27 protein-coding genes, 1 tRNA gene and 1 pseudogene are annotated in these 24,619 nt (G+C 73.8%); 18 read left to right on the plus strand and 11 right to left on the minus strand.

Annotated features, from left to right (window positions below):
• Positions 1–15 precede the first annotated feature (15 nt).
• A complete protein-coding gene (locus JUB12_RS21765) occupies positions 16–450 on the minus strand; it encodes a hypothetical protein (protein WP_205697537.1) in 435 nt (144 codons plus the stop codon).
• A 156-nt stretch (positions 451–606) separates the two neighbouring features.
• The gene (locus JUB12_RS21770) at positions 607–2,061 is read right to left on the minus strand and encodes an L-aspartate oxidase (RefSeq protein ID WP_205697538.1); all 1,455 of its coding nucleotides are present in this window, start codon (positions 2,059–2,061) and stop codon (positions 607–609) included.
• A 20-nt stretch (positions 2,062–2,081) separates the two neighbouring features.
• Here JUB12_RS21770 and JUB12_RS21775 point away from each other — a divergent pair, with 20 nt between their 5' ends.
• Positions 2,082–3,104, plus strand: a complete 1,023-nt coding sequence (locus tag JUB12_RS21775; protein ID WP_241004358.1) for a histone deacetylase — start codon at positions 2,082–2,084, stop codon at positions 3,102–3,104.
• Between the two features lie 62 nt (positions 3,105–3,166).
• Here JUB12_RS21775 and JUB12_RS21780 read toward each other — a convergent pair whose 3' ends face one another.
• Both JUB12_RS21780 and JUB12_RS21785 read right to left on the minus strand, forming a co-directional pair.
• Positions 3,167–3,766 carry a hypothetical protein gene (locus JUB12_RS21780; RefSeq protein ID WP_205697539.1) on the minus strand — a complete coding sequence of 200 codons (600 nt, stop codon included), beginning with the start codon at positions 3,764–3,766 and terminating at the stop codon, positions 3,167–3,169.
• Positions 3,763–4,623, minus strand: a complete 861-nt coding sequence (locus JUB12_RS21785; RefSeq protein ID WP_205697540.1) for a zinc ribbon domain-containing protein — start codon at positions 4,621–4,623, stop codon at positions 3,763–3,765. Before JUB12_RS21785 ends, JUB12_RS21780 begins: the two co-directional genes overlap by 4 nt.
• A gap of 167 nt (positions 4,624–4,790) precedes the next feature.
• Here JUB12_RS21785 and JUB12_RS21790 point away from each other — a divergent pair, with 167 nt between their 5' ends.
• Genes JUB12_RS21790 through JUB12_RS21810 form a run of 5 tightly spaced genes read left to right on the plus strand, consistent with a single transcriptional unit; the run spans position 4,791 to position 8,214 of the window.
• Positions 4,791–5,030, plus strand: a complete 240-nt coding sequence (locus JUB12_RS21790; protein WP_205697541.1) for a Flp family type IVb pilin — start codon at positions 4,791–4,793, stop codon at positions 5,028–5,030.
• A 31-nt stretch (positions 5,031–5,061) separates the two neighbouring features.
• Positions 5,062–5,919 carry a glutamate racemase gene (murI, locus tag JUB12_RS21795; protein WP_205697542.1) on the plus strand — a complete coding sequence of 286 codons (858 nt, stop codon included), beginning with the start codon at positions 5,062–5,064 and terminating at the stop codon, positions 5,917–5,919.
• On the plus strand, positions 5,916–6,698 hold the full coding sequence (rph, locus tag JUB12_RS21800) for a ribonuclease PH (protein ID WP_205697543.1): 783 nt from the start codon (positions 5,916–5,918) through the stop codon (positions 6,696–6,698). The genes murI and rph overlap by 4 nt, the downstream gene beginning before the upstream one ends.
• A complete protein-coding gene (locus tag JUB12_RS21805; protein ID WP_205697544.1) occupies positions 6,695–7,276 on the plus strand; it encodes a non-canonical purine NTP pyrophosphatase in 582 nt (193 codons plus the stop codon). The genes rph and JUB12_RS21805 overlap by 4 nt, the downstream gene beginning before the upstream one ends.
• Positions 7,258–8,214: a cation diffusion facilitator family transporter gene (locus tag JUB12_RS21810; protein ID WP_205697545.1), complete on the plus strand. Its 957-nt coding sequence runs from the start codon at positions 7,258–7,260 to the stop codon at positions 8,212–8,214. Before JUB12_RS21805 ends, JUB12_RS21810 begins: the two co-directional genes overlap by 19 nt.
• Here the strand turns inward: JUB12_RS21810 and JUB12_RS21815 are convergent.
• A complete protein-coding gene (locus JUB12_RS21815; RefSeq protein WP_205697546.1) occupies positions 8,201–8,341 on the minus strand; it encodes a hypothetical protein in 141 nt (46 codons plus the stop codon). The two genes, JUB12_RS21810 and JUB12_RS21815, sit on opposite strands and share 14 nt — an antisense overlap.
• Before the next feature lie 221 nt (positions 8,342–8,562).
• On the opposite strand from JUB12_RS21815, the gene JUB12_RS21820 reads away from it, so the two are divergent.
• The 9 genes from JUB12_RS21820 to JUB12_RS21860 all read left to right on the plus strand — a co-directional run bounded on the left by JUB12_RS21820 (position 8,563) and on the right by JUB12_RS21860 (position 17,524).
• Positions 8,563–8,838: an HU family DNA-binding protein gene (locus tag JUB12_RS21820; RefSeq protein ID WP_205697547.1), complete on the plus strand. Its 276-nt coding sequence runs from the start codon at positions 8,563–8,565 to the stop codon at positions 8,836–8,838.
• Positions 8,759–9,793 (plus strand): orotidine-5'-phosphate decarboxylase, encoded by a 1,035-nt coding sequence (gene pyrF / locus JUB12_RS21825; RefSeq protein WP_205697548.1) that lies wholly within the window; start codon positions 8,759–8,761, stop codon positions 9,791–9,793. Before JUB12_RS21820 ends, pyrF begins: the two co-directional genes overlap by 80 nt.
• Before the next feature lie 57 nt (positions 9,794–9,850).
• Positions 9,851–10,186, plus strand: coding sequence for a LysM domain-containing protein (locus JUB12_RS21830; protein WP_205697549.1), 336 nt, complete (start codon positions 9,851–9,853; stop codon positions 10,184–10,186).
• On the plus strand, positions 10,183–11,451 hold the full coding sequence (locus JUB12_RS21835; protein ID WP_205697550.1) for a D-alanyl-D-alanine carboxypeptidase family protein: 1,269 nt from the start codon (positions 10,183–10,185) through the stop codon (positions 11,449–11,451). Before JUB12_RS21830 ends, JUB12_RS21835 begins: the two co-directional genes overlap by 4 nt.
• Positions 11,448–12,404: a 1-phosphofructokinase family hexose kinase gene (locus tag JUB12_RS21840; RefSeq protein ID WP_205697551.1), complete on the plus strand. Its 957-nt coding sequence runs from the start codon at positions 11,448–11,450 to the stop codon at positions 12,402–12,404. The genes JUB12_RS21835 and JUB12_RS21840 overlap by 4 nt, the downstream gene beginning before the upstream one ends.
• Before the next feature lie 168 nt (positions 12,405–12,572).
• A complete protein-coding gene (locus tag JUB12_RS21845) occupies positions 12,573–13,811 on the plus strand; it encodes a GuaB3 family IMP dehydrogenase-related protein (RefSeq protein ID WP_205697552.1) in 1,239 nt (412 codons plus the stop codon).
• 18 nt (positions 13,812–13,829) lie between these two features.
• Complete coding sequence (gene guaA, locus JUB12_RS21850; protein WP_305852574.1) at positions 13,830–15,446, plus strand: glutamine-hydrolyzing GMP synthase; 1,617 nt, start codon at positions 13,830–13,832, stop codon at positions 15,444–15,446.
• A gap of 685 nt (positions 15,447–16,131) precedes the next feature.
• On the plus strand, positions 16,132–16,467 hold the full coding sequence (locus tag JUB12_RS22425) for an SEC-C metal-binding domain-containing protein (protein ID WP_205697553.1): 336 nt from the start codon (positions 16,132–16,134) through the stop codon (positions 16,465–16,467).
• Complete coding sequence (locus tag JUB12_RS21860; protein WP_205697554.1) at positions 16,460–17,524, plus strand: hypothetical protein; 1,065 nt, start codon at positions 16,460–16,462, stop codon at positions 17,522–17,524. The genes JUB12_RS22425 and JUB12_RS21860 overlap by 8 nt, the downstream gene beginning before the upstream one ends.
• Before the next feature lie 249 nt (positions 17,525–17,773).
• On the opposite strand, the gene JUB12_RS21865 is transcribed toward JUB12_RS21860, so the two are convergent.
• Positions 17,774–18,256: a hypothetical protein gene (locus JUB12_RS21865; RefSeq protein WP_205697555.1), complete on the minus strand. Its 483-nt coding sequence runs from the start codon at positions 18,254–18,256 to the stop codon at positions 17,774–17,776.
• A gap of 156 nt (positions 18,257–18,412) precedes the next feature.
• On the opposite strand from JUB12_RS21865, the gene JUB12_RS21870 reads away from it, so the two are divergent.
• Complete coding sequence (locus tag JUB12_RS21870) at positions 18,413–19,048, plus strand: hypothetical protein (protein ID WP_205697556.1); 636 nt, start codon at positions 18,413–18,415, stop codon at positions 19,046–19,048.
• Positions 19,049–19,198: 150 nt separating this feature from the next.
• Here JUB12_RS21870 and JUB12_RS21875 read toward each other — a convergent pair.
• From JUB12_RS21875 to JUB12_RS21895, 5 genes and pseudogenes are all read right to left on the minus strand, one after another.
• Positions 19,199–19,322, minus strand: a tRNA-OTHER gene (locus tag JUB12_RS21875).
• Positions 19,289–19,732 (minus strand): annotated as a pseudogene (locus JUB12_RS21880) (SbcC/MukB-like Walker B domain-containing protein); the annotation flags it as partial. The gene JUB12_RS21875 and the pseudogene JUB12_RS21880, both read right to left, overlap by 34 nt.
• Positions 19,733–19,776: 44 nt before the next feature.
• The gene (locus tag JUB12_RS21885) at positions 19,777–20,076 is read right to left on the minus strand and encodes a hypothetical protein (protein ID WP_205697558.1); all 300 of its coding nucleotides are present in this window, start codon (positions 20,074–20,076) and stop codon (positions 19,777–19,779) included.
• Positions 20,077–20,086: 10 nt separating this feature from the next.
• Positions 20,087–21,094 carry a PD40 domain-containing protein gene (locus tag JUB12_RS21890; RefSeq protein WP_205697559.1) on the minus strand — a complete coding sequence of 336 codons (1,008 nt, stop codon included), beginning with the start codon at positions 21,092–21,094 and terminating at the stop codon, positions 20,087–20,089.
• The gene (locus JUB12_RS21895) at positions 21,091–21,603 is read right to left on the minus strand and encodes a dirigent protein (protein ID WP_205697560.1); all 513 of its coding nucleotides are present in this window, start codon (positions 21,601–21,603) and stop codon (positions 21,091–21,093) included. The genes JUB12_RS21890 and JUB12_RS21895 overlap by 4 nt, the downstream gene beginning before the upstream one ends.
• 164 nt (positions 21,604–21,767) lie before the next feature.
• Between JUB12_RS21895 and JUB12_RS21900 the strand changes: the two genes are divergently transcribed.
• Together JUB12_RS21900 and JUB12_RS21905 are read left to right on the plus strand one after the other, a co-directional pair.
• Positions 21,768–23,753: an ATP-binding protein gene (locus tag JUB12_RS21900; protein WP_205697561.1), complete on the plus strand. Its 1,986-nt coding sequence runs from the start codon at positions 21,768–21,770 to the stop codon at positions 23,751–23,753.
• A complete protein-coding gene (locus JUB12_RS21905; RefSeq protein ID WP_205697562.1) occupies positions 23,741–24,388 on the plus strand; it encodes a response regulator transcription factor in 648 nt (215 codons plus the stop codon). The genes JUB12_RS21900 and JUB12_RS21905 overlap by 13 nt, the downstream gene beginning before the upstream one ends.
• Positions 24,389–24,619: the final 231 nt, after the last annotated feature.

Raw genomic sequence — 24,619 nt, forward strand, 5'->3', positions numbered from 1 at the left:
AGGTGTCGGCGCGCGCTAGGCCGCGAGCGCCATCTCCGCCGCGATCTCCCGCTCCTCGGTCTCGGCGAGGTGCTGGTGCGACGGGCAGTAGCCGTTGTGCGGCAGCGGCATGCGCTGGCAGGCCGTCCCGCGACGCGTCGTGGCGCGGCACTGGAGCGGGTTGCCGTTGGCGTCGAAGCCGTTGCGCGGCTGCGTCAGCAAGAACTGGTCGGCGGCCGCCACGTACGTGCTGATGACCTGCCAGACCCGCGCCTGGCTCGCCATCGGGAAGTACTGGCGGACGTCGTTGAACAGCGTCCGTGCCGGACGGGCGAAGTAGTGCCGGTCGCCGGCGAGACGCTCGATCGTGCGCTCGCAGGAGCAGAGCACCGCCTGGTGCGCCTCACGCCCGTGAACGCCGTCGATGTCCCCCGCCAGCTCGCGGTAGATCGCCCTCGAGAACTGGTACATAGACCCTGGTCCCTCCTCCGTAGGTCCCGTGTGAGGGGCGGCATGGTCGCCTCCCTCTGTGAAGGCTCAAACGGTGCGAAGATTGAGTTCGCGTTAAGCGGACCCGGATCTTGGTCCAGTGTCGCGGCCTGGAGGGTAGGCCGCCGCGTCCGGGGCTCAGGCCCAGCGCTCGAAGGCGGCGTGGCCGTTGCGCACGACGGTGTGGTGGCCGTCCAGCGCGGGGTCCGTCTCTGGGAAGTCGCTGCGACGGTGGGCGCCGCGCGACTCCTCACGCAGGATGGCGCATGCCGCGACGAGGCGCGCCAGTGGGTGCGGGTCGTCCGTCAGCCGCTGGAGGCCTTCGCGCTCGCGCTCGATCCCGGCGTGGTGCCACAGCGCCTGGCGGGTCTCCCAGCTCGGGACCTCGATCGCCGTCTCCGTGGGCGGCGCGGTGTCCGGCTGGCCCGTCGGCTCGTCGAGGCCGGCGAGCGCGGCGCGCTTGCCCAGGACGAAGCACTCGGTGAGCGAGTTCGAGGCGAGGCGGTTCGCCCCGTGCAGCCCCGTGCAGGCGCTCTCACCGACGGCGTAGAGGCCGGGGACGGTGCTGCCGCCGTCGAGGTCGCAGACCACGCCGCCCATCACGTAGTGCGAGGCGGGGGCGACGGGGACGAGCTCCGTGGCGGGGTCCAGGCCGCTGTCGCGCAGGGCGCCGACGACGTTGGGGAACTTCAGCGGGTCGACCTCGCGCATGTCGAGCAGGACGTGGGTCGTCCCCTGCTCGCGCATCGTGCCCGCGATCGCGCGGGCGACCTCGTCGCGAGGCGCGAGCTCCTCGACGAAGCGCTCGCCGTGGGCGTCGTGCAGCGTCGCGCCCTCGCCGCGGATGGCCTCGGTCACGAGGAAGCCCTCACGGCCGGGGATGCCCGTGACGGCGGTGGGGTGGAACTGCACGAACTCGAGGTCGGCGAGCGCGGCGCCCGCCTCGCGCGCGAGCTGCAGGCCGATGCCGAGGCTGCCCGGCGGGTTCGTCGTCCGGGACCAGAGCGCGGCGGCGCCGCCGGTGGCGAGGATCGTCGCGCGGGCCTGGACGGCGCGGCCGTCCTCGAGCGCGACGCCGAAGCAGCGCCCGTCGGCGGTCCAGGCGGCCGAGGCGCGCGAGCCCTCGAGCACGGTGATGCGGCGGTCCTCGGCGACGATGGCGCTGAGGTCGCGCACGACGCGCCGGCCCGTGGCACTGCCGCCGGCGTGCACGACGCGGCGGACCGTGTGGCCGCCCTCGAGCCCGAGGGAGAGGCGGCCGCGACGGTCGGCGTCGAAGCGCACGCCGAGCGCCTCGAGGTCGCGGACGACGTGCGGCGCCTCGCGGCACAGGAGGTTCGCGGCGGTGCGCCGGACGATCCCGCGTCCCGCGCGCTCGGTGTCCTTGCGGTGCAGGTCGGCGGAGTCCTCGACGGCGAGCGCGGCGGCGATGCCGCCCTGGGCCCAGTAGCTCGCGGTCTGCGCCAGGGGGGTGGCGGAGACGAGCACGACCTGCGCGCCCTGCTGGGCCGCGGTGAGCGCCGCGTAGAGGCCGGCCGCGCCGGCGCCGACGACGCACACGTCGGCCTGCAGGACAGTGGGACCCGCCGCCATCGGCGGGATACCGTAGCCGCGTGGCGCCGCCCGTCCTGTTCTCGCACCCGTCGTCGCTCGAGCACGACCCGGGCCCGCACCCCGAGCGCCCCGAGCGGATCACCGCGGTGATGGACGCGCTCGAGGCGCGCGGCTGGCTGGGCTTCGAGCGCCGCGAGTCCCCGGCCTGCGACCTCGAGCTCATCGAGCGGGTGCACCCGCGCCGGCACGTCCTGGGCATCCAGGAGCTGTGCGCGATCGGCGGCGGGGCGATCGACATGGACACCGTCGTCAGCGAGGGCTCGTGGCACGCCGCGGTCCACGGCTCCGGCGGGGCGGTGGCGATGGTCGACGCGCTGCTGGGGGAGGGCGCGCCGGCGGGGGCCGCGATCCACCGGCCCCCCGGCCACCACGCCGAGCCGGCGCGCGCCATGGGCTTCTGCCTCTTCAACCACGTCGCGGTGGCGGCGCAGCGGGCGCTGGACGCGCACGGCGTGTCGCGGGTGCTGGTCCTCGACTGGGACGTCCACCACGGCAACGGGACCGACGCGATCTTCCGCGCGCGCGACGACGTGCTCTTCGTGTCGATCCACCAGTCGCCGCTGTACCCGGGGACCGGCGGGGCGGGGGAGCGCGGCGTCGGCGACGGCGCGGGCTACACGCTCAACGTCCCGGTCCCGGGCGGCTCGGGCGACGAGACCTTCTGCTCGGTCGTCGAGCACGCGGTCGTGCCTCTCGCGCGCGCGTACGCGCCCGAGCTGGTGCTGGTGAGCGCCGGGTTCGACGCCCACGCGGACGACCCGCTGGCGGGGTGCCGGGTGACCGACGGCGGGTTCGCCGCGATGGCGGGGTCCGTGACGCGCCTGGCGGTGGAGCTCGACGTCCCGGTCGGGTTCGTGCTCGAGGGCGGCTACGAGCTGGGGGCGCTGGCGCGGGGGTGCTGCGAGGCGCTGGCCGTGCTGGGCGGTGCGGCGGCGGCGCCGGCCGTGGACGGGCTGGCCGTGCACCCGCTCGCGGAGGAGGCGTTGGCGCGGTTGCGCGAGGGCGGGCCGCTGGCGGTCTGAGGAGCTGCGTGACACCTCGTGCATGCAGGGCATGCACGAGGCGTCACGCACGCGAGCGCAGCTCAGGGGTCGATGATCACCGGGACGTCAGAGCCCTCGGTGATCGTCCGGGGCTGCTCGGCCCCGGTCGCGCCCGGGACCGTCGTCCCGCCCTGCGGCATGGTCGACCCAGGCGCGGCGCCCGGGGTCGTCGTTCCCGGCACGGGCGCCGTCGTCCCCGGCACCCCCGGCGCGGTGGTCGGCGGCACGCCGGTCGTCGGCGTCCCCGGCAGCGACGGGACGTTCGTCTGCGTCACGCCCGGCTCGCCGGTCGCGCCCGGCGGGATCGCCTGGGTGCCGGTGCCGGCGGCGGTCGTCTGCGTCGACGGCGCGGTGATCGGTCCGTCGTCGTCGGTCAGGGCGGTGAAGGCGATGGCCAGCGCGAGGCCGGCGAGCGCCGCGACGGTCGCGACGGCGGCGACGGGCAGGCGCCAGTTCGGCGTCTGGGCGAGGCGCGTGCGGGCCGGTGCGCCGCACTGCAGGCACCAGTCCTGCTCGGGCGCGACGGTCGCGCCGCAGCGCGGGCAGCGCAGCTCGGCGGGCTGCGGACCGGCGGGGTGCCCCGTGCCGGGCTGCTCGCCGGAGGGCGGCTGGCCGCCGGGCGGCGGAGGCGTCGCGCTCACGAGTGGTCGGCCGGCGCCCCGTCCGAGGGGCGCAGGACCTCGGTCGGCTGGTCGGCGCCCGCCTGCGGGCGCGCTGCCGGCGCGGCCTGCCCGGACGTGGCCGGGTCGGCGGGACGCTCGGCGGGCGGCGGGTCGGGCAGCGGCGGGTGCTGGGCCCACGCCGGACCGGCCGGACGCTGCGGCGCGGCGCCGAGGCCGGCACCGGGCTGGGGCATCAGCGGGCCGACGCCGGAGAGGTCGGCGACCTCGGCGATCGCGCGCGAGCCGCGCAGCGGGACGCCGCAGGACGGGCAGAAGCGCGCGTCGGAGCCGTGCAGCGCGCCGCAGCGCGGGCAGGCGGCGATGCCGGGCTCGCGCAGCTCGAGGACGTCGCGGCGCTCGTCGAGCGCGCGCTCGAGGGCGCGCAGCTCGGCGTCGACCGCCGCGAGCGCGGCGAGCTTGCCGCGGACGAGGTGCTCCCCCTGGCGGTCGAAGCGGTGCAGGTCGAAGACCAGGCCGCCGAGGTCGCGGAAGCCCAGCTCGCGGACGCGGCGCAGGTAGCGCAGGCGGCGACGGACGCGGCCGCGGTCGCGGAAGCTCGAGCTGCGGGTCTCCTCGGGCGCGACGCCGGCGGGCAGGCCGGCGGCGTCCGCGGGCGGGACGACGGCCGCGGGCGGCTCGGTCGGCGGCGCCTGCTGCTGCGCGGCGTCCCACAGCGAGGCGGTCGGCTGCTCGGTGCCGACGGGCGGCTGGGCGACCGTGGGCTGCTCGCCCGGAGCGGGCGGCGGGGCCGCCGCGGCGGCCGGGTCGAGCGCCGTCGTGGGCTGCTCCTCGGGCGCGTCCTTGGAGCGTCGGATGCGGGAGAGCGGGCTCTTCATGCGACGACGGCGCCCTCGTTCGGCGCCGTGGCGGGCGAGTGTACCGGCGCGGCCGTCGCGGATCGCCGACGCGGTCGGCGCACTCTCGGCGCAGTCGTGCGTAGAGCCGTCACAGGGTCCTCCCGAGCATGGCGGTCACTGCACCAGCAACGACCGGGAGGTCCCAGATGTACCGCACGATGGGCCGGCTGCACGCCGACCTGCACAGCCTGTTCACGCCCCTGCGCGCCCGCGCCGCCGACGAGCGCGGCCAGGGGACGATCGAGTACGTCGGGCTCGTCATGCTCATGGCCGTCATCCTCGGCGTCGTCGTCTCGGCCAGCGGCAAGGTCCAGGTCGACGAGATCCCGCAGGCCATCGCCGACAAGCTCAAGGACGCGATCGGCGACGTGGAGAAGGCCAAGTAGGCGCGGCGGGCCCGGCCTCTACGATCGGCCGGTGCCGCTGCCCGCGTCCAGCGACCCTCGCGATCGCCCCATCGCCGTGTTCGACTCCGGCGTCGGCGGGCTCACGGTCCTCCACGAGCTGCTCGTGCAGCTGCCACAGGAGGACTTCGTGTACCTCGCCGACGCCGCGCGCTTCCCGTACGGCGACAAGACGCTCGAGCAGCTCGAGGCGTTCAGCCTGCAGATCGCCGAGGAGCTGCTCGCGCGGCGGGCCAAGCTGCTCGTCGTCGCGTGCAACTCCGCGACGGCGGCGGCGCTCCCCGCGCTGCGCTCGCGGATGCTGCAGACGACGCTCGGCATCGACGTGCTGGGCGTCGTGCAGCCGGCGGCCGTCCAGGCCGCGGCCGCCACGCGCAACGGGCGCGTGGGCCTGCTGGCCACGCCCGCGAGCGTGGCATCGGGCGCCTACGACCAGGCGATCGCGCAGGTCGACCCGTTCGTCGAGCTGACGTCCGTGCCGTGCCCCGAGCTCGCGACGATGATCGAGCGCCGGCCGGAGTTCGACGAGGAGGTCGTCGACACCGTCCGCGCCTACTGCGCGCCGCTGCGCGAGGCCGGCGTCGACACCGTCGTGCTGGGCAGCACGCACTACCCGCTCGTCCGCCCGCTGCTCCAGCGCATCCTCGGCCGCGGGGTGCAGACGATCACCTCGGGCCTGCCGCTCGCCCGCCAGGTCGAGCACGTGCTCGAGGTCCGCGACCTCGCCTCGCGCAGGACGACCGAGGGCGGGTACCGCTTCCTGACCACCGGGGAGCCCGAGGCGTTCCGCGCCCTGGGCACCCGGTTCCTGCAGATGCCGATGGCCGACGTCGAGCACGTCGAGCTGCGCACGGAGGTGCCGACCCGATGACCGACGCCACGACCACCACCGCCGCCACCGGCCGCCCGTCAGGGCGCGCGGCCGACGAGCTGCGCCCGACGACGATCACCCCGGGCTTCGTCGCCACCGCCACCGGCTCGGTGCTCGTCCAGCAGGGCGGCACGCGCGTGATCTGCACGGCCTCGGCGACCGAGAGCGTCCCCAAGTGGCGCGCCGGCTCGGGCCTGGGCTGGGTCACCGCGGAGTACGGGATGCTCCCGGCCTCCACCGGCGACCGCAAGCCGCGCGACGTCACCAAGGGCCGCCCCGACGGGCGCACCGTCGAGATCCAGCGGCTCATCGGCCGCGCCATCCGCGGCGTCGTCGACTTCGCAGCGCTCGGCGAGAACTCGATCTACCTCGACTGCGACGTGCTCACCGCCGACGGCGGGACGCGCTGCGCGTCGATCACCGGCGCCTACTGCGCGCTGGCACTCGCGGCCGACGAGCTCGTGCGCCGCGGGGCGATCCCCCGCAGCCCGCTCACCGGCTCGGTCGCCGCGGTCTCCGTCGGCGTCGTGCGCGGCGTGCCGGTGCTCGACCTCGACTACCCCGAGGACTCCTCGGCGGAGGTCGACGCGAACGTCGTCATGACCGGCGACGGCGGGCTGGTGGAGGTCCAGGCCACGGCCGAGCGCACGCCGCTGTCGCGCGCGCACCTCGACACGCTGCTCGAGCTGGCCGAGGGCGGCATCCGCACCCTGCGCGACGAGCAGGACCGCGCGATCGCCGAGGGCCGCGCGGCAGCCGGCGCCTCGGCCGCGGGGTGAGCGCGGTGCGCCTGGTCCTCGCCACGCGCAACGACCACAAGGCGCGCGAGTTCGGCGACCTGCTGGCGCCGCACGAGGTGGTGGCGCTGCCCGACGAGGTCGTCCTGCCGCCCGAGGACGGCGACACCTTCGAGGCCAACGCCCTGGGCAAGGCCCGGGCCGCGGCCCAGGCCACCGGCCAGGTGGTCATCGCCGACGACAGCGGCATCGAGGCCGAGGCGCTGGGCGGCCGGCCCGGGGTGCGCTCGGCGCGCTTCGCCGGCGAGGACGCCACCGACGAGGAGAACCTCGCCAAGCTCCTGCGCGAGGCACCGGCCGGCAGCGCCGTCGCCTACGTCTGCGCGATCGCGCACGTCGATCCGGGGACGGGCGAGGAGCACGTGTTCGAGGCGCGGTGCACGGGCACGCTGGCCGCGCAGCCGCGGGGCGACGGCGGCTTCGGCTACGACCCGGCCTTCGTCCCCGACGACGACCCCACCGACCGCACGATGGCCGAGCTCGACCCCGACGAGAAGGCGGCGATCAGCCACCGCGGGCGCGCCGCCCGCGAGCTCCTCGCATGGCTGGCGATGCGCTGAGGCACGGCGCCGCGCAGGCGCGCGACACGCGCGGCACCCGCTCGGGCGCCGCGCTGCTGTCGGTCGCCTCGAACTCCGTCCTCATCCTCCTGAAGGTCGTCGCGGGCACGATCACCGGGTCGGTCGCGCTCCTGACCGAGGCGCTGCACTCGGCCATCGACCTCATCGCGTCGGTCGTCGCCTTCTTCTCGCTGCGCAAGGCCGACGAGCCCGCCGACGAGAACCACCCCTTCGGCCACGACAAGGTCGAGGACCTCGCGGCGGCGATCGAGGGCGTCCTCATCCTGGTCGGCTCCGGGGTCATCGTCTTCGAGGCGATCCGGCGCCTGGCCATCGGCGGCCACGTCGAGCAGGCCGGGATCGGCCTGGGCGTCCTGGCCCTCTCCATCACGGTGAACATGGTCGTGAGCGCCCGGCTCATGGGGCGGGCGCGCGCCGCCGGCGGCTCACCCGCCCTCGAGGCCGACGCCGCGCACCTGCGCACGGACGCGGCGACCTCCGCCGGCGTCTTCGTGGGCCTCGCGCTCGTCGCCATCACCGACGCGCAGTGGCTGGACCCGGTGGTCGCGCTCGTCGTGGCGCTGGCCATCGTCGTCTCCGGCGTGCGCATCGTCACCCGCTCCTCCCGCGCCCTGGTCGACGAGGCGCTGCCCGAGGTCGAGATGGAGGCGATCCGCAGCACCGTCAAGGGCTTCGGCGACCGCGGCGTCGCCGGCTTCCACGCGCTGCGCGCGCGCCGCGCCGGTCCCCGCCGCCTCGTCGACCTCCACGTCCAGTTCCGCGCCGGGACGACGCTCGAGGACGCCCACGCCATCGCCCACGAGCTCCAGGACGCCATCCGCGCCGAGGTCGGTGGGGCCGACGTCCTGATCCACCTCGAGCCGGAGGACCGCGTCCGCCCGGGGACCGAGGTCCGCCCCGCGCCTAGCGCAGGTTGATCGACGCGCTGAGGGCCACGGCGACGGCCAGCGCGGCGTAGCCGGTGTAGTCCGCCAGCAGTAGGATGGCCGCCGCGACGACCAGTCCGACGACCGTCACGAGCCAGGCGACGCGCTGCAGGGACACGCCCCACAGTCTCCCGGACGGGCCGGGCGGACGTCCGGCCGCCGCCCCATCGTCCCTGCACACGGCACGGACCGGGGACCCCGCACCGCATCCGTCCGCACGGTCCAGCATGCTCCGCCGTCGCTCTGGCGCCATCCGGCGCCGGAAAGCCCGGCGGGAAGCGGAGTTCTGTCGACCTCTGTAGCGTCGGGCAAGCACCCTGAACACGAGGAGGAGCCTCAATGACCAAGTCCGAGTTCGTCGACCAGGTCGCAAGCAAGTCCGAGGTCGGAAAGGGCGAGGCCGCGAAGGTCGTCGACGCCGCCCTCGAGGTCATCCAGGAGACCCTCACGCGCGGTGGCGACGTGACGTTCTCCGGCTTCGGCAAGTTCCACGTCACCGAGCGCAACGCCCGCGAGGGCGTGCACCCCCGCACCGGTGAGCCGATCCAGATCGCGGCCTCGAAGGTGCCGAAGTTCACCGCCGGCTCGGGCCTCAAGAAGGCCGTCAAGGGCTAGCAGCACCCTGGCCGCCCACGAGGCAGCCGGCAGCGGGCCGGTCGGCGACCACGTCGCCGACCGGCTGGCCGCCACCGTCGCCGAGCGGCGGTCCCAGGTCGTCCTCGGCCTGGACCCCGACCCGGCGCGGCTCTGGCCCGCCGGCGATGCCGCGGGCCAGGCCGCTGACGGCGCTCCCGCCGTCCGCGCGGCGACCGCCGTCGCCGCCCACTGCCGCGCCGTCCTGGACGCCGTCGCCCCCGCGGTCGTCGCGGTCAAGCTCCAGGTCGCGTGCTTCGAGCGCCTCGGCGCGCCCGGCTGGCAGGCGCTGCACGACGCCGCCGCCCACGCCCGCGCCCTCGGCCTCCTGGTCGTCGCCGACGCCAAGCGCGGCGACATCGACGTCTCCGCCGCCGCCTACGCGCAGGGCCTGCTCTCCGCGACCCCGACGCCCTTCGGCGACGTCGAGGGCCTCGGCGCCGACCTCCTCACCGTCAGCCCCTACATGGGCGCCGACACCCTCCAGCCCTTCGTCGACGCCGCCCGGCCGCGCGGCGCCGGCCTCTTCGTCCTCGTGCGCACCTCCAACCCCGGCGCCGCCGACGTGGAGGACGCCCGGCTCCAGAGCGGCGAGGCCGTCTGGGAGCACGTCGCCCGCATGGTCGACGGCGCCGGCGAGCCCGGACCGCAGAGCGGGCTGCACGACGTCGGCGCGGTCGTCGGTGCCACCGCGCCCGAGCACCTGGCCCGCGCCCGGGAGCTGCTGCCGCGCGCGGTCTTCCTGCTGCCGGGCGTCGGCGCGCAGGGCGGACGGGTCGAGGACCTCGCCCCGGCCTGGGCCCCGGGCCGCGCCGCCGGGCTCGTCACCGCTTCCCGGTCCATCGTGCGCGCCCACGAGCAGACGGGCGGGGACCACGCCGCCGCCGCCCGGGCCGAGGCCGAGCGCCTGCGCGACGAGGCCTGGTCGCTGGCCTGAGCACCCCGCCGGTGGCGCGCCGTTCAGGCCGCGCCCCGGCATATCCTCCCGCGCCCGATGCCGCACCCGAGTCCCGCCCGCTGGCTCGCGCCGATCGCCCTCGTGGCGGCGGCCGTCGCCGTCCTGCTCGTCCTCGCCGGATCGGGCGGCTCGAGCGACGAGGCCGCCTCCGAGCCGGCGGCCCCGACCAGCACCGGCCGGACGTCGACGACCGTCGCCCAGGGCCAGGAGCAGGGCGACGCCGCGTCGCGGACCTACAAGGTGAAGTCGGGCGACTCGCTGACCTCGATCGCCGACCGCACCGGCGTGGCCGTCGAGCGCCTGCAGCAGCTCAACCCCGACGTCGACGCGCAGACCCTGCGCGTCGGCCAGACCCTCAAGCTGCGCGAGTGACGGCGTCCGCGACAGGCCAGGCCGGACCGGCGCCGCTGCGGGCGGCGCTCGCCGTCCTCGCGCTCGTCGCCGCGATCGTGCTCGCCGGGGCGCCCGTCGCGCGGGCGCAGGACGCGCCGAGCGTCAAGGCGCCCTCGGCGATCCTCGTCGAGCCCGCGACCGGCGACATCGTCTTCCAGCGCAAGGCCGACGACCGGCGGCCGATCGCCTCGACGACGAAGCTCATGACCGCGCTGCTGACGCTCGAGAGCGCCTCGCTCGACGACGTCATGACCGCGATCGACTACCGCGCGGCGCCCGTCGAGTCCCAGATCGGCCTGCGCGCCGGCGAGCGCCTGACGGTCCGCGACCTCCTGCGCGGCCTGCTGCTGGCCTCCGCCAACGACGCCGCGGCGACGCTCGCGGTCCGGGTCGCCGGCTCGCGCTCGGCGTTCGTCAGGCGGATGAACACGCGCGCCGAGGAGCTCGGGCTGCGCGACACCCACTTCCTCGACCCGATCGGGCTGCGCGACGACGCCTACAGCTCGGCGACCGACCTGGTGAAGCTCACGCTGATCCTGCGCCGCAACGCGTTCTTCCGCGAGACGACGAACCTGCGCAGCGCGACCCTGCGCAGCGGCGCCCGGCGGCGGACGATCGTCAACCGCAACACGCTCGTGCGCACGCAGGCCTTCGTCAACGGCGTGAAGACAGGCCGCACGCAGCGCGCGGGCTACGTCCTGGTCGGCTCGGCGACGCGCCGCGGGGTGACGGTGCTCAGCGCCGTCCTCGGCGACCAGACCGAGGCCGACCGCGACCGCGACACGCTCGCGCTCCTGCGCTACGGGGTGAGCCGCTACCGCGTGCGCACCGCCGTCCGCGAGGACGAGCCCGTCGCCAGGGCCGACCTCGAGGCGCGCGACGAGTCCGTCGACCTCGTGGCCGCCCGGACCGTCCGTCGCACGGCCCGCGTCGACGAGCGCGTCGCCGTCCGGACGCTCGGCGCGCCCAAGGAGCTCGACGGGCCGTTGCCGCGCGGCGCGCGGGTCGGGACGGTCGAGGTCCGCCTGCGCGGCAAGGTCGTGGACCGCGTCCCGCTCGTGACCGCGCGCGAGGTCGACGCGGCCACGTTCGGCCAGCGCTTCGCGGAGTGGCTGGGTCGCGGTTCGACGGTCCTGCTGCTCGCGGCCTTCGCCGCCTGTAGCCTGCTCCTGGTCCTGCTGCGCCGGCGCGCCACGCGCCGCCGGCAGGGCGAGAGAGCGAGACCCCCCGCGAGCGTCGCGTGATCATCACCGTCACCCTCAACGCCGCGATCGACAAGTCGCTGTCGGTGCCGAACTTCAAGGTCGGCCGCCGCCACCGCACCGTCGAGCAGCGCACGATGGCCGGCGGCAAGGGCGTCAACATCGCCCGGACGCTCAAGACCCTCGGGCGCCCGGTCATCGCCACCGGCTTCGCGGGCGGGCCGACCGGCACGCGCATCGTGGAGCAGCTGACGGCCGAGTCGATCCTCAACGACTTCGTGCGCATCCGCGAGGAGTCGCGGACGAACACCGCGGTCTACGACCCGACGACCGGCACGCAGACGGAGATCAACGAGCGCGGCCCGGGGGTCTCGGCGCGCGAGCTCGAGATCTTCCGCGACAAGCTGCTCTACCTCGCCACGGGGGCCGACATGGTCGTCTTCGCGGGGTCGCTGCCCCACGGCGTCGAGCACGACGCCTACGCCGACCTCATCCGCGAGTGCCGGCGGCGCGGCGTCCTGACGATCATCGACACCGACGGCGAGCCGCTGCGCCACGCCGTGCGCGCGGAGCCCGACGTCATGAGCCCCAACGTCCTCGAGGCCGAGGAGCTCGTCGGCCACGAGTTCAACGACGACGAGGACCGCCTGATCGCGGTGGGGGAGATGGTCGAGCTCGGCGCCCGCGAGGCGATCATGACCCTGCCCGACGGCTGCGTGGCCTGCGTGCAGGAGGACGGCGGCCGCCGCCGCTACCGCGTGACGATCGCCCCGCGCGAGGCGGTCGCGGCCGTCGGCGCCGGCGACGCGTTCCTGGCCGGCTACGTCGCGGCCCGCTACGCCGGCTCCACGCCGCCGGACTGCCTGCGCTTCGGCGTCGCCTGCGGTGCCGAGTCGACCCAGCGCCTGGGCGCCGGCCTCGTCGAGCCGCGGGAGGTCGAGCGGCTCCTGCACGAGGTCGACGTGCGGCAGGTCGACACCGCCGACGTCGGCTAGCGGCGCCTGACAGGGCGTCGATCCGGAGGCGCCCTCAGGGCCCGCCGATCCAGCCGCTAACCTTGGTCGTGCGTGTTCGGTTGCCGCCCACAGCACGCATCATCAGCCCGTCCCCGGACCCCGCCTGCGCGGGGTCTGTTCGTCCGCCCCCAGACCTAGGATCCGCCAATGGAGATCGAGATCGGCCGCGGGAAGAAGGCCCGCCGCGCCTACGGCTTCGACGACATCGCGATCGTGCCTTCCCGGCGCACGCGTGACCCCGATGACGTCGACATCTCCTGGAAGCTGGGTGACTACCGCTTCGAGCTGCCGCTCCTCGCCTCGGCGATGGACGGCGTCGTCTCCCCGCGCACCGCGGGGATCATCGGCAAGCTCGGCGGTCTCGCCGTCCTGAACCTCGAGGGCATCTTCGCCCGCTACGAGGACGCGGAGGGCATGCTCGAGCGCATCTCGCAGCTCCCCAAGGAGATCGCGACGCGCGAGATGCAGGAGATCTACAAGGCGCCGATCGACGAGGACCTCATGGTCCAGCGCATCCGCGAGATCAAGGAGCAGGGCGTCGTCACCGCCGCCTCCCTGACCCCGCAGCGCGTCAACCGGTACTACGAGAAGGTCCTCGACGCCGGCCTCGACGTCCTGGTCATCCAGGGCACCGTCGTCTCCGCCGAGCACGTCTCGAAGACCTCCGAGCCGCTGAACCTCAAGGAGTTCATCGCCGAGCTCCCGGTGCCGGTCGTCGTCGGTGGCTGTGCCAGCTACCACACGGGCCTGCACCTCATGCGCACGGGCGCGGCCGGCGTGCTCGTGGGCGTCGGCCCGGGCCAGGCGTGCACCACGCGCGGCGTGCTCGGCCTCGGCGTCCCGCAGGCGACGGCGATCGCCGACGTCGCGGGCGCCCGCTCCCAGCACATGCTCGAGACCGGCGAGTACGTCCAGGTCATCGCCGACGGCGGCATGCGCACCGGTGGCGACGTCGCCAAGGCCTTCGCCTGCGGCGCCGACGCGACGATGATCGGCTCCCCGCTGGCGCGCGCCCACGAGGCGCCGGGCCGCGGCTTCCACTGGGGCATGGCGACGTTCCACCCGACGCTCCCGCGCGGCGCGCGGGTGGCGACGGTGCAGAACGGCACGCTCGAGGAGATCCTCGTCGGCCCGGCCCGCGAGAACGACGGCACGTTCAACCTCATGGGCGCGCTGCGGACCTCGATGGCCACCTGCGGCTACCAGGACATCGCCGAGTTCAACCGGGCCGAGCTGATGATCGCCCCGTCGCTGCAGACCGAGGGCAAGTCGCTGCAGACCTCGCAGGGCGTGGGCATGGGCTCGCGCGGTGCGAGCGCCCTCGTCAACGCCGGCGCCGGCGAGTCCAACGGCGCGGCGTCCAAGACCCCGGCCCTCTCCGCGTAGGGGACCGGGGGCGCGCGCGTGACGACGCACGGGGTGCCGACGGCGGCCACGGCCGCCACCGAGCTCGCGGACGAGTCGGCCCCCGTCGACGTCCCGCGCGCGACCGACGAGGTCGTCGTCCTCGACTACGGCGGGCAGTACTCGCAGCTCATCGCGCGCCGCGTGCGCGAGTGCGGGGTGTTCAGCGAGCTGCTGCCCCACCACGTCGGGGCCGACGAGGTCGCGCGACGCAAGCCCAAGGGCGTGATCCTCAGCGGCGGGCCTGCGTCGGTGTACGCCGACGGCGCGCCGCGCCTCGAGAAGGAGCTGCTGGACCTCGGGGTCCCGGTGCTGGGCATCTGCTACGGCATGCAGCTGCTGGCCAACGAGCTCGGCGGCCGCGTCGAGGGGGCCGAGGTCGGCGAGTTCGGCCGCTCGCAGCTCACGGTCCGCGAGCCGGGCCGGCTGCTCGAGGGCCTGCCTGCCGAGCAGCGCTGCTGGATGTCGCACCGCGACACGGTCTACGCCGCGCCCGAGGGGTTCACCGAGCTCGCGTCCTCCACCGAGTCCCCGGTCGCGGCGTTCGAGTCGGTCGAGCGCGGGATCTACGGGATCCAGTACCACCCGGAGGTCGTCCACACCCCGTACGGCCAGGACGTGCTCAAGCGCTTCCTGGGCGACGTGTGCGAGTGCGACATGACCTGGTCGGCGGCCTCGATCGTCGAGGAGCAGGTCGCGCGCATCCGCGAGCAGGTCGGCGACGCGAAGGTCATCTGCGGCCTGTCGGGCGGCGTCGACTCGTCGGTCGCGGCCGTGCTCGTGCACAAGGCCATCGGCGACCAGCTCACCTGCATCTTCGTCGACCACGGCCTCATGCGAAAGGGCGAGGGCGACCAGGTCATCAAGGCCTTCCGCGAGCACTACGGCATCCCGCTGGTCGCGGTCGACGCCGAGGAGCGCTTCCTGGAGAAGCTCAAGGGCGTCACCGAGCCCGAGGCCAAGCGCAAGCTCATCGGCGCCGAGTTCATCCGCGTCTTCGAGGAGGAGGCGGCCAAGGTGGGGGACGCCAAGTTCCTCGTCCAGGGCACGCTCTACTCCGACGTCATCGAGTCCGGCGGCGGCACCGGCGCGGCGACGATCAAGTCCCACCACAACGTCGGCGGCCTCCCCGAGGACCTCGAGTTCGAGCTCGTCGAGCCGCTGCGCGCCCTCTTCAAGGACGAGGTCCGCGCCGTGGGCGCCGAGCTCGGCCTCCCCGAGCGCCTCGTCTGGCGCCAGCCCTTCCCGGGCCCGGGCCTCGCGATCCGCGTCGTCGGCGGCGAGGCCACCAAGGAGCGCCTCGACGTCCTGCGCGACGCCGACTACATCCTCCAGGACGAGATCCGCAAGGCCGGCCTGTACCGCGAGCTCTGGCAGTCCTTCTGCGTCCTGCCCGACGTCCGCACCGTCGGCGTCCAGGGCGACGAGCGCACCTACGGCTACGTCGTCGTCATCCGCGCCGTCACCTCCGACGACGCCATGACCGCCGACTGGGCCCGCCTCCCCTACGACCTCCTCGAGCAGATCGCCTCGCGGATGATCAACGAGCTGCGCGAAGTGAACCGGGTCGTGCTGGACATCACGTCCAAGCCGCCCGGGACCATTGAGTGGGAGTAGGGCGGGCGCATTTGTCGTGGCGCCGGTCGCTCGCCCTGGCCAGCTCCGATGTCAATTTGCGTCCTTCCGCCCAGAGGCTGACGAATTCGAAGACCTGCTGGGCAACTGCGCGGGACGACTTCATCTAGGAGCCGTCACGGCCTTTGCTGCATCCTGCCTTCGGGCTGCTGACTGAGCGGTCTTTCGCACGGTCCGGCGACAGGCCGCTGCGCTAACCCCATCATCGGCGCCATCGTGCTCCTCTCTCACCTGTAGTGGCTCGAGCGAGAGCAGGCCCAGGACAACGGCAGGGTCCGTTCGCGATGAACATGCAGGCCTTCCGGTGGGACCCCGACCCAGCCCGCCCGGCGCCGGTGCTCGTGCCTCCCGACGGACGTGGACTGCTTGTTGACGTCGATCGGCGCTGAGCCTGCGTCCGTTGGAGGCCATTCGCGGCGCGGAGCACCAGCGGTCTGACTTCTCCACTGGATTGAACGACCCCCGACAGCGGGCTCCCGGAGGGCGGGCCGCAGCAGCACGCGCGCGCACGAGCGGCCCGCCGATGCGGTGAGCCGGCCAAGAACACAGGGCCTGCGTGGCCCGGGCCTCGTGCAGGTCGGTGCGTACCCCTGGCAGCCTGAAGTGCCCGGCAGCTCAGCGTGAGCAAAGAGGACGGTGTAGCCGACCACGGTGAGAGTCTTCGACCATGTCACGGCGAACGGGGAGAAACGATCCATGCCCGTGCGGAAGCGGGCAGAGATTCAAGCGCTGCTGTCTCGGCCGAGACGTCGTAGCGCCGGCCGGGATCGAGACGGTCGCCGCTGTTGAGACACCAGCCAAAGCCGACGCAGACGCGGTCACCCTCCTCGTCGAGACATCGAACGGCTGGATGCGCAGGACCGTGCCGGCCGCCTCCCCTCTGCGCCCTGCCCCCTCGCATGGCGCGGCGGCCGAGAACGCGACGCATGACGCGGCGACGACGTGGGGTCTGCCGGACTTCGCGTACCGACCCAAGACCGAACTCTGCCGTCCGGGTGCGTGAGCTCGGCGACGGCTTCCTCATCGTGGGAGTGCTCGGTGTGACCCTCCAGGTCAAGAGTCGTGAGATCCCCTCCGGGGATCTGGAAAAAGAGCGGCGTTGGCTTACGAAGAAGATCGCGGCCGCGTTGAAACAAGGGCAGGGGACGATTCGGCGTATGCGCCGCGCTCCGGTCGAGCTCGTAAACATGCGCGACCGCGCGGTGACCGTCCACGGACGCGACCTGCGATGGCTGAATGTCGTGGTCATCGACCATCCCGAGATCCCTAACGACCTGACCCCCGAGCTTCACACCTCGGACCCTGCGGTGGTGCTACTGCGCCGCGACTGGGAGTTTCTGTTCGATCAGCTGAAGTCGACGCATGCGGTCGCTTCCTACCTCGAGCGAGTGGCCGGTGAGCCCCATGATCTGGGGCGCGAGACGGCTCGCTATTACGAGCTCGCGCTGGCGGACGCTGATGCGGAGCCGGAGGCGCTGGATCCAGCGTTGATCGGGCACGGCACGCCGGTGTCGGTGCCATTGCTTCCGCTTGAGCCCGCCGCGACGAGTGATCGGCGCCAGCATGTGATGGTCCGGGCGCTGCTCGAGGACATTGCGGAGACGCGGCTCCGAACCATTGAGGAAGGGGACCGGGTTCGCGTGCTCGCGGAACTGGACTCTCTCCCGGTGGGCCAGCGCGCCGGTGTAGGCACGTTCATGTTGGCTTCGATGGCCGAGGCGCACAAAAGCCAATCGGGGGTCTTGTGGAAGCTCCGTTCGCTCCGGAGTGGCAGCGGCCGAACGCATCTTGGTTTCGGCGTCTGCTCACACCCGCACTCTGAGGAGATCCAGACGGCGTTCGGATACTGGGTGCAGCTCCGTCACTACGACCTGCAGGAGGCGACCAGCAACAACGAGCTTACGACGGTCGGGGTCTTGCTGACCCCGCGGACTGATGGTCGCCGACCGTGGGACACGACGATGGCCGCCGTCTCGGGCCGCGTCGAGTTCGAGGCGGAGGAGTTGCAAGCGGTGCGCGCCGTGTGGCCCATGCCGGGCGCCACGACCGAGGCTGCTTAGGCACCGTGTTAGCGAGCGGATGAACTGCTCACGCTCCTTGTGCACGTTGCGGACGGTGCGGATCGCGTCGCGGTCGGCGGCGGGGTTCGAAGTAGATGTCGTAGACGGTGTTCGGGTCGCCCCAGCGTGGAGGAACCAGAGGCCCTCTACGCCGACGGCGCGGACGTGGATCCGCTCATTGCAAAGGGCCTCGCCGTACCGCTCTCATCGAAGGATGAGGCGCTCTTCATGCTCGACGGGCGGCACCGGCTATTCGCTGCTGTCCTGCCGGGGCCGGCGAGCTGCCGGTGTACGTGCTGCTGCTCGCGTGAAGCGGCTCAAGCCGGCGGCCAGAAGGGGTCGAGCCAAGCCCACTTCGCGGGCGATCGCATTGGATGCGAGCGGCTGCGTCTCGCGGATGGCGCCGATGGCGGCGTAGAGAGTCAACACGTTGCTCTCGATGTACTCCTGCCCGTAGAACGGCAGGAGCATGGCGCTAGCGGCGAGTACGACCCCCGAGGTCGTGCTGCTCGCCCATCCGACGGCCTTGGCCTGATCCAGAGACGCGTAACGCGCGCCGCGGGCCATGTGACGGGTCGGCTCGTAGAACGAATCCAGAGTCGATGACCGCCTTCCGTGGGCGGCTCGGCTCAGGTCGTCGTAGACGCTCTTGTCCGCGGCGCTCAAATTCTCCACGCCGAGATGCTTGAACGTCTCTTCCTTCCTGTCGCGGTCATGCAAGGGGACGGTCATCCCGCGGCGGCCGGCTTGCGCCTTGACGGATAGCGTTCTTGTGTGATGGCTGCCCGACGATCGTCCGGCATCTCAGGGCGCTGGAACAGGAAGGCGTCGTCATGCCAAAGGGACAACGGCGCGGGACTCGATGGTTCCCGGTGGAATGAGGCTGTCGTGACCGGGCACGAGTTTTCAGACGGGGAGCACCGGGTCGTCGCGCAAACGGATGGCGACTGGTGGGTGCTGGGATTCCCCGATGACGAGCGGCCGAGGGCCATCACTGAGGATCGCCTTCTGGCCGGAGCTCTTAGCGATCTGTTCGGCAGTGACGCCGCCGAACCGCTGCTGGTAGCGAGCCGGCTGGCCACCGTCATGCTCTGCACCAAGGCGGCGGTGCCTTCACGCGAGCGAACGCAGGCCGACGGGCGGCCAGCTACCGAGGTCGCCGCCATTGACTGGCTGGTCGAGCAGGTACCCGAGCTTGCGCCGATCCTCGACGCTCACATGGACTACATGGAGGAGTTGCTCTCGTACGTCGTCTTCGAGAGCGACTTCACGAGATGGTTCGTCGATGCGGTGAAGACCGGCAACGACCACATGGCTCGACGCTTCTGCGATGCCATCGAATGGCTCATGGCAACGAAGACCGAGCCGGCTGCTGATGATCCCGTCTGGAACCTCGCGGGGGTCTGCTTCACCGAGGCGCTCGTGATGGGGGGAGAAGACGAGGTGGTGGCTCGTGCACGGCCATGGTTCGGAGAGGCCACCACGCGCGACATCGACTACATGCTCCGGCAGCGCGGGACGTGATGCGTGCTACCGGGATTCGGCGGCGGCGCTACCCGATGCCTACCGCGAGTCGTGCGGCGGGGTGCGGAGGCGTTCGGCCTGATGCGTCCGATTTGCAGCGTTTGCGGTTCCTGTCGCTTCTGTGCGGATCCGCGCGGATCGGGAAAATGATGGGCGCGGCTGGTTTCGAACCAGCGACCTCTCGCGTGTGAAGCGAGCAGTCGCCGGCCCGACGTCTTCGACGCTGGGTGCCGCGTGGCATCAGACGACCGGTGCAGCGAGCTGCACGACGCGCGAGCCGTCGCGGGCCTTCTCGACTCGCAGCTGGGTCGGGATGCGCTGTCGGAGCTCGACGACGTGGGAGACGATGCCCACGACGCGTCCGCCGTCGCGCAGGGCGTCGAGGACGTCGAGGACCTCGTCGAGGGAGCCGAAGCCTTCGTCGACGAAGAGGGTCTCGAGGCGGGCGCCGCCGGCGTCGGCGGAGACGACGTCGGCGAGGCCGAGGGCCAGGGCGAGGGAGGCGATGAAGGTCTCGCCGCCGGAGAGGGAGGACGGGGGGCGGGTGCGGCCGGTCCAGGCGTCGACGACGCGGAGGTCGAGGCCGCCGCGGCGGTTGCCCTTGGCGGCGTCGTCGGCGTGCTCGAGGGAGAAGCGCCCGCCGGACATCTGCTGAAGGCGGATGGTGGCCGCGGCGGCAATTCTCCTCGAAGGCGGCCACGCATGTGGTCGCCTCGCGGCCGTAGCTCCTACGGCCGCGGCACCACGAGGTCGTGCAGCTCGTACGTCCGCGTGGTCGGGTTGACGCCGCCGTCCCCGACGACCGCGGTGACTGCGGGCATCAGGCGCTCACGCGCGAAGCGGTCGGCGTGCTCGGCGCTCTCCCAGACCTCGACGATCTCGAAGGTGTCGCCGGAGAACCCTGCCGCGTGGACGACCAGGCCCGCGGGCGGGTCCTCGTCGATCCTCAGGCGGGCGCCGATGGCGTCGTAGTTGGACGTCGTGTGGTCGTCGCCGGCGGCGAACGTCATGGTGCGGGTGATGGCCATGGTGGTCCTCCTAGGGGAGCGGTTGCCAGTTCGGCTTGAGGTCGGGGACGCGGTTGCGGGTCAGGCGGCGGAGCTGGATGCCGTCGACGGCGATCGTGTACAGCTCGAAGTCCGCACCGCCGGGCACGCGCCGGCCCCGCTTGCGGTGCAGGTCGCTCGTGAACGCGATGGAGCGGCCGTCCGGCGACCACACCGGGTTGGTCTCGAACGCGTCGGAGAACGTCAGCCGCCGTTCGCCGGTGCCGTCGGCGCGGACGATCGCGAGGTCGGACTGGCGCTCGCCGCCGACGTGGCCGGGTCGCGCACGCGCGACCTCGAACACGATGAACCGGCCGTCGGGTGACCAGCTCGCGTTGAACGTGTCGCGCACCGAGGAGTGCCGGGTCAGCGGCCGCGGGTGGGTGCCGTCGACATCGCGCAGGTGGATGGCCATGTCGTACTGGCCCGGCCGTCCGGGCACCGCCCGCCACTGGTCGTAGGCGATGGTGGTGCCGTCCGGGGACACGACCGGGTCGGTCTGGATGCGGCGGTCGCGCGTCAGGCGCTGCAGCGCGCTGCCGTCCGTCCCGGCGGCGTAGAGCTCTGCCGGCGGCGGAGGGCCGTCGGGCTTCGGGGCGGGGAAGTCGCGCGTGGTGAAGAACAGCAGCCGCTCGCCGGAGGGCAGCCACGACGGCGCGGTGGCGATCGAGCCGAAGCGCGTGACCCGCCGCAGGTCCCCGCCCTCGGCGTCCATCGTCCAGATCTCGGTCGGGAAGCCGGACGGTGGGCTCTGCGCGAAGGCCAGGCGCCGGCCGTCCGGGGACCAAGTCGCCTCCTCCTCGATGCGCGCCGTCGTGCGCAGCGCGCGCTCGTCGGACCCGTCGGGCGCGATCGTGTGGAGGTCGAGGTGCTCGCCCGCCGGGCGCTGGACGACCAGGCGGCCGTTCGCGCCCGGGAAGGCGGCTTCGGCGGGACCCGCGACCAGCCCCACCGCGGCCAGGGTCGCACCGACGACGACGGCGGCCGCGGGGCGGCTCATCGCAGCACCGTCGCCGTGACGTCGCTGCCGGACCGGGAGGGCTTCGAGGCGTACACGCCACGCGCGCCGGTGTAGGCCCCGGTCCCGCCGGTGATCGCGCCCTCGGAGCGGCTCGCGCCCGGCGAGAGACTGCCGACCACGGTCAGCGTGCCGTCCTGGAGGGTCACGACGGCGGTGCACGTGATGGTCGACCGCTCGAAGCGGCGGGCGCCCGTCGTGGTGACGCAGCTCGTGTGCGACCGGCCGATGCGCCGTCCGCCGGCGTCGGCGACCGGGTTGGTGAACGCGAGCACGTCGCCCTGGGCGTTGGACGTGCGCGCGGCGCCGGGCCTGCGGACGTGCGTGAAGGTCGCACCCCGGTCGAGCTCGGTGAACGTGATGGTCTGCGTGGCCGGGTCCTGTGCGGGGGCGCTGGCGCCGAGCGCGGCGAAGGCCACGACCGCCGCGGTCGCGGCCGCGGCGAGGGTGGTGACCGTCGTGGTCGTGCGGCGGGTGCTCGTGGTGCTCATGACGCCTCCTGAGATGGGCGTGGGTCGAGGACGGGGCCGACGCTACGGTCGGGCCGACCCGCCGCCATCGAGGCCTGCACCTGAGCCAGCACGTGCTGGCACGTGTCCTGCGCCAGGTGCCCGCACGCTTGTCGCTGCGGTGCGGGTGCGAGGACAATCGTGCGGTGTCCACGCGACACGGGACGACGCTCGGGGTGACCGCGCTGCTGGCGGCGACGGCGGCCCTCGTCCTCGTCGCCGTCGCGTTGCGCCTGCGCACCGGCGCGGACGGCAGCACGTGGCTGCTGGTGTGCGCCATCGCCGTCGGCTTCGCCGCTGCGGGGGCGCTCATCGCCCTTCGCGAGCCGCGCAACGCGATCGGGTGGCTCTTCCTCGGCACGGGGGTTGCGGCGGGCGCCTCCGCGCTCGCCCGGGAGCTCGCCGCGGCGTGGGTGGACGACGGCACGGGACCAGAGCTCCCGGGCAAGCTCGCGGCGTCGTACGAGGCGGTCTCCTGGATGCCGTTCGTCCTGGTCCCCAGCACGTTCCTGCTGCTGCTGTTCCCCGACGGCTGCGCGCTGTCGCCGCGCTGGCGCTGGTTCGGCTGGATCGCCGGCGCCGGGATCCCCGCCGCCGTCGCAGGAGGCCTGCTGGAGCCCGGGCCGCTGCAGGACCACCCCGAGCTGGACAACCCGCTCGGCGTCGAAGGGCTAGCCGAGCCGCTCGCGCAGCTCGGCTGGGTGGCCATCGCGCTCGGGATCCTCGGCTCTGCCGCTTCGCTCGTCGTGCGCTTCCGGCGCGCCGAGGGCGTCCCGCGAGCCCAGCTCAAGTGGCTGGCGTACGCCGGAGCGGTCGTGGCGACCACGGTCATCGTCAGCGTGGCGCTCTACGACACGATCGGCGCGACGGCGGCCAACGTCGCGATCATGGCGAGCGTCCTGGCCCTGGCCGGCGCGACGGGCGTCGCGATCCTGCGCCACCGCCTGTACGACATCGACCTCGTCATCAGCCGCACGCTGGTGTACGCGGTGCTCACCGCGGCGCTGGCGGGCGCGTTCGCGGCCGTGTCGATCCTCGCCGGCGTCGCCGCCGGCGCGGGGTCGGAGCTGCGGACCGCGGCGGCGACGCTCGCGGTGGCCCTCGCCTTCCGGCCGCTGCGGACCTGGGTCCAGGACCGGGTCGACCGGCGCTTCGACCGCCGCCGGTGGGTCGGTGTGCGCAAGGTCGAGCGCTTCCTCGACGACGTGCGCGCGGGACGGGCCGCCCCGGAGGCCGTCGGGCAGGTGCTCGCCGAGGCGCTGGAGGACCCGGGCCTGGAGCTGCACTTCTGGCTTGCGGACACGCGCGAGTTCGTGGACGCCGCCGGGCACGTGGTGCCGCAGCCGGCGGCCGGCGGTCGGACGTCCACGCCGGTGCGCCGCGGGCCCGTGCAGCTCGCGAGCGTCGTGCACGACGGGACCCTCGACGCGCGGCCGAACCTCGTCTCGAGCGTGATCGACGCGGCGGGCTTCGCGATCGAGGTCGCCCGCCTGCGGGTCGAGGTGCGCCGTCGGCTGGCCGAGGTGGAGGAGTCGCGGGCGCGGATCGTGGCCGTCGGCGACGAGCAGCGCCGGCGGATCGAGCGCGACCTGCACGACGGGGCGCAGCAGCGGCTCGTGTCGCTGGGGCTGGCCCTGCGCGACATCCAGAGCCGGCTGCCCGCGCAGAGCGACGCCGCGCGCGAGCTCGATGCGAGCGTCGGCGAGCTGGCCGCCGCCATCGACGAGCTGCGGGAGCTCGCGCGCGGCGTCCGGCCGGCGGGACTCGACGACGGGCTCGCCGCGGCGCTGCGGGGCCTCGCGGCGCGCGCGTCGCTGCGCACGCACGTCGAGGCGACCGAGGAGCGGTTCGACGACAGCATCGAGACCGCCGCGTACTTCGTCTGCAGCGAGGCGCTGGCGAACGCGATCAAGCACGCCCGGGCCACCCGCGTCTCGATCGGTGCGACGCGGACCGACGGCCGGCTGACCGTGTCGGTCAGCGACGACGGCATCGGCGGTGCGCGCGTGGCCGGAGGGCTGGGCCTGCTCGGCCTCAGCGACCGCGTCGCGGCCCTCGGGGGGAGCGTGACCGTCGACAGCGAGCCTGGTCGCGGGACGAAGATCACCGCGGAGCTGCCATGCGGGTCGTGATCGCCGAGGACCAGGCGCTGCTGCGCGAGGGGCTCGTGCGCCTGTTCGAGAACGCCGGGCACGAGGTGGCCGCCGCGGTCGACGACGCCGACCGCCTCCGTGGCGCCGTGTCCGAACACCGTCCCGACCTCGCCGTCGTCGACGTCCGCATGCCGCCGGGCTTCAAGGACGAGGGCATCCGCGCCGCCACCTGGATCCGGGACACCCATCCCGCCGTCGGCGTGCTCGTGCTGTCGCAGCACGTCGAGTCCGCCGGGGCGATGTCGCTCATCACCCACGGCGGCTTCGGCTACCTGCTCAAGGACCGGGTGCTCGACGTCGGTGACTTCCTCGACGCCGCCGCGCGTGTGGCCAACGGCGGCTCGGCGCTGGACCCCCAGGTCGTCGCCTCGCTCGTGGGCGGCGAGCGCCAGGACGAGCTCGCGGCGCTCAGCGACCGCGAGCGCGAGGTGCTCGCCCTCATGGCCGAGGGACTCACCAACGCGTCGATCGCGGAGCGCCTCGTGCTGACGCAACGCACCGTCGAAGGACACGTCCGGAGCGTGCTCATGAAGCTCGACCTCCCGCACGGCGACGGCGGCCATCGCCGCGTGCTCGCCGTCATCGCCTACCTGCGCGCGAGCACGCGCGCATGACCCGCTCGGTGCCGCCCCTCGGGCGCGGGACACCGGTCGTGCCGGGCGACGACCCGACCGCCGGCTAGGCCGGCACGCTCACCTGCTGGCGCAGGCGCGAGCCGTCGCGCGCCTTCTCGACTCGCAGCTGGGTCGGGATGCGCTGTCGGAGCTCGACGACGTGGGAGACGATGCCCACGACGCGTCCGCCGTCGCGCAGGGCGTCGAGGACGTCGAGGACCTCGTCGAGGG

It is taken from the genome of Conexibacter sp. SYSU D00693, from assembly GCF_017084525.1.
GTDB lineage: Bacteria > Actinomycetota > Thermoleophilia > Solirubrobacterales > Solirubrobacteraceae > Baekduia.

Excerpts from the sequence above, each read along its gene's own strand:
- JUB12_RS22425 (WP_205697553.1), top strand. The coding sequence starts at position 16,132 with ATGTCACGGCGAACGGGGAGAAACGATCCATGCCCGTGCGGAAGCGGG.
- JUB12_RS21785 (WP_205697540.1), bottom strand. The coding sequence starts at position 4,623 with ATGAAGAGCCCGCTCTCCCGCATCCGACGCTCCAAGGACGCGCCCGAG.
- JUB12_RS21885 (WP_205697558.1), bottom strand. The coding sequence starts at position 20,076 with ATGGCCATCACCCGCACCATGACGTTCGCCGCCGGCGACGACCACACG.
- JUB12_RS21830 (WP_205697549.1), top strand. The coding sequence starts at position 9,851 with ATGCCGCACCCGAGTCCCGCCCGCTGGCTCGCGCCGATCGCCCTCGTG.
- rph (WP_205697543.1), top strand. The coding sequence starts at position 5,916 with ATGACCGACGCCACGACCACCACCGCCGCCACCGGCCGCCCGTCAGGG.
- JUB12_RS21865 (WP_205697555.1), bottom strand. The coding sequence starts at position 18,256 with ATGACCGTCCCCTTGCATGACCGCGACAGGAAGGAAGAGACGTTCAAG.
- JUB12_RS21820 (WP_205697547.1), top strand. The coding sequence starts at position 8,563 with ATGACCAAGTCCGAGTTCGTCGACCAGGTCGCAAGCAAGTCCGAGGTC.
- JUB12_RS21905 (WP_205697562.1), top strand. The coding sequence starts at position 23,741 with ATGCGGGTCGTGATCGCCGAGGACCAGGCGCTGCTGCGCGAGGGGCTC.
- JUB12_RS21890 (WP_205697559.1), bottom strand. The coding sequence starts at position 21,094 with ATGAGCCGCCCCGCGGCCGCCGTCGTCGTCGGTGCGACCCTGGCCGCG.
- JUB12_RS21765 (WP_205697537.1), bottom strand. The coding sequence starts at position 450 with ATGTACCAGTTCTCGAGGGCGATCTACCGCGAGCTGGCGGGGGACATC.
- JUB12_RS21770 (WP_205697538.1), bottom strand. The coding sequence starts at position 2,061 with ATGGCGGCGGGTCCCACTGTCCTGCAGGCCGACGTGTGCGTCGTCGGC.
- JUB12_RS21895 (WP_205697560.1), bottom strand. The coding sequence starts at position 21,603 with ATGAGCACCACGAGCACCCGCCGCACGACCACGACGGTCACCACCCTC.
- JUB12_RS21845 (WP_205697552.1), top strand. The coding sequence starts at position 12,573 with ATGGAGATCGAGATCGGCCGCGGGAAGAAGGCCCGCCGCGCCTACGGC.
- JUB12_RS21790 (WP_205697541.1), top strand. The coding sequence starts at position 4,791 with ATGTACCGCACGATGGGCCGGCTGCACGCCGACCTGCACAGCCTGTTC.
- JUB12_RS21810 (WP_205697545.1), top strand. The coding sequence starts at position 7,258 with ATGGCTGGCGATGCGCTGAGGCACGGCGCCGCGCAGGCGCGCGACACG.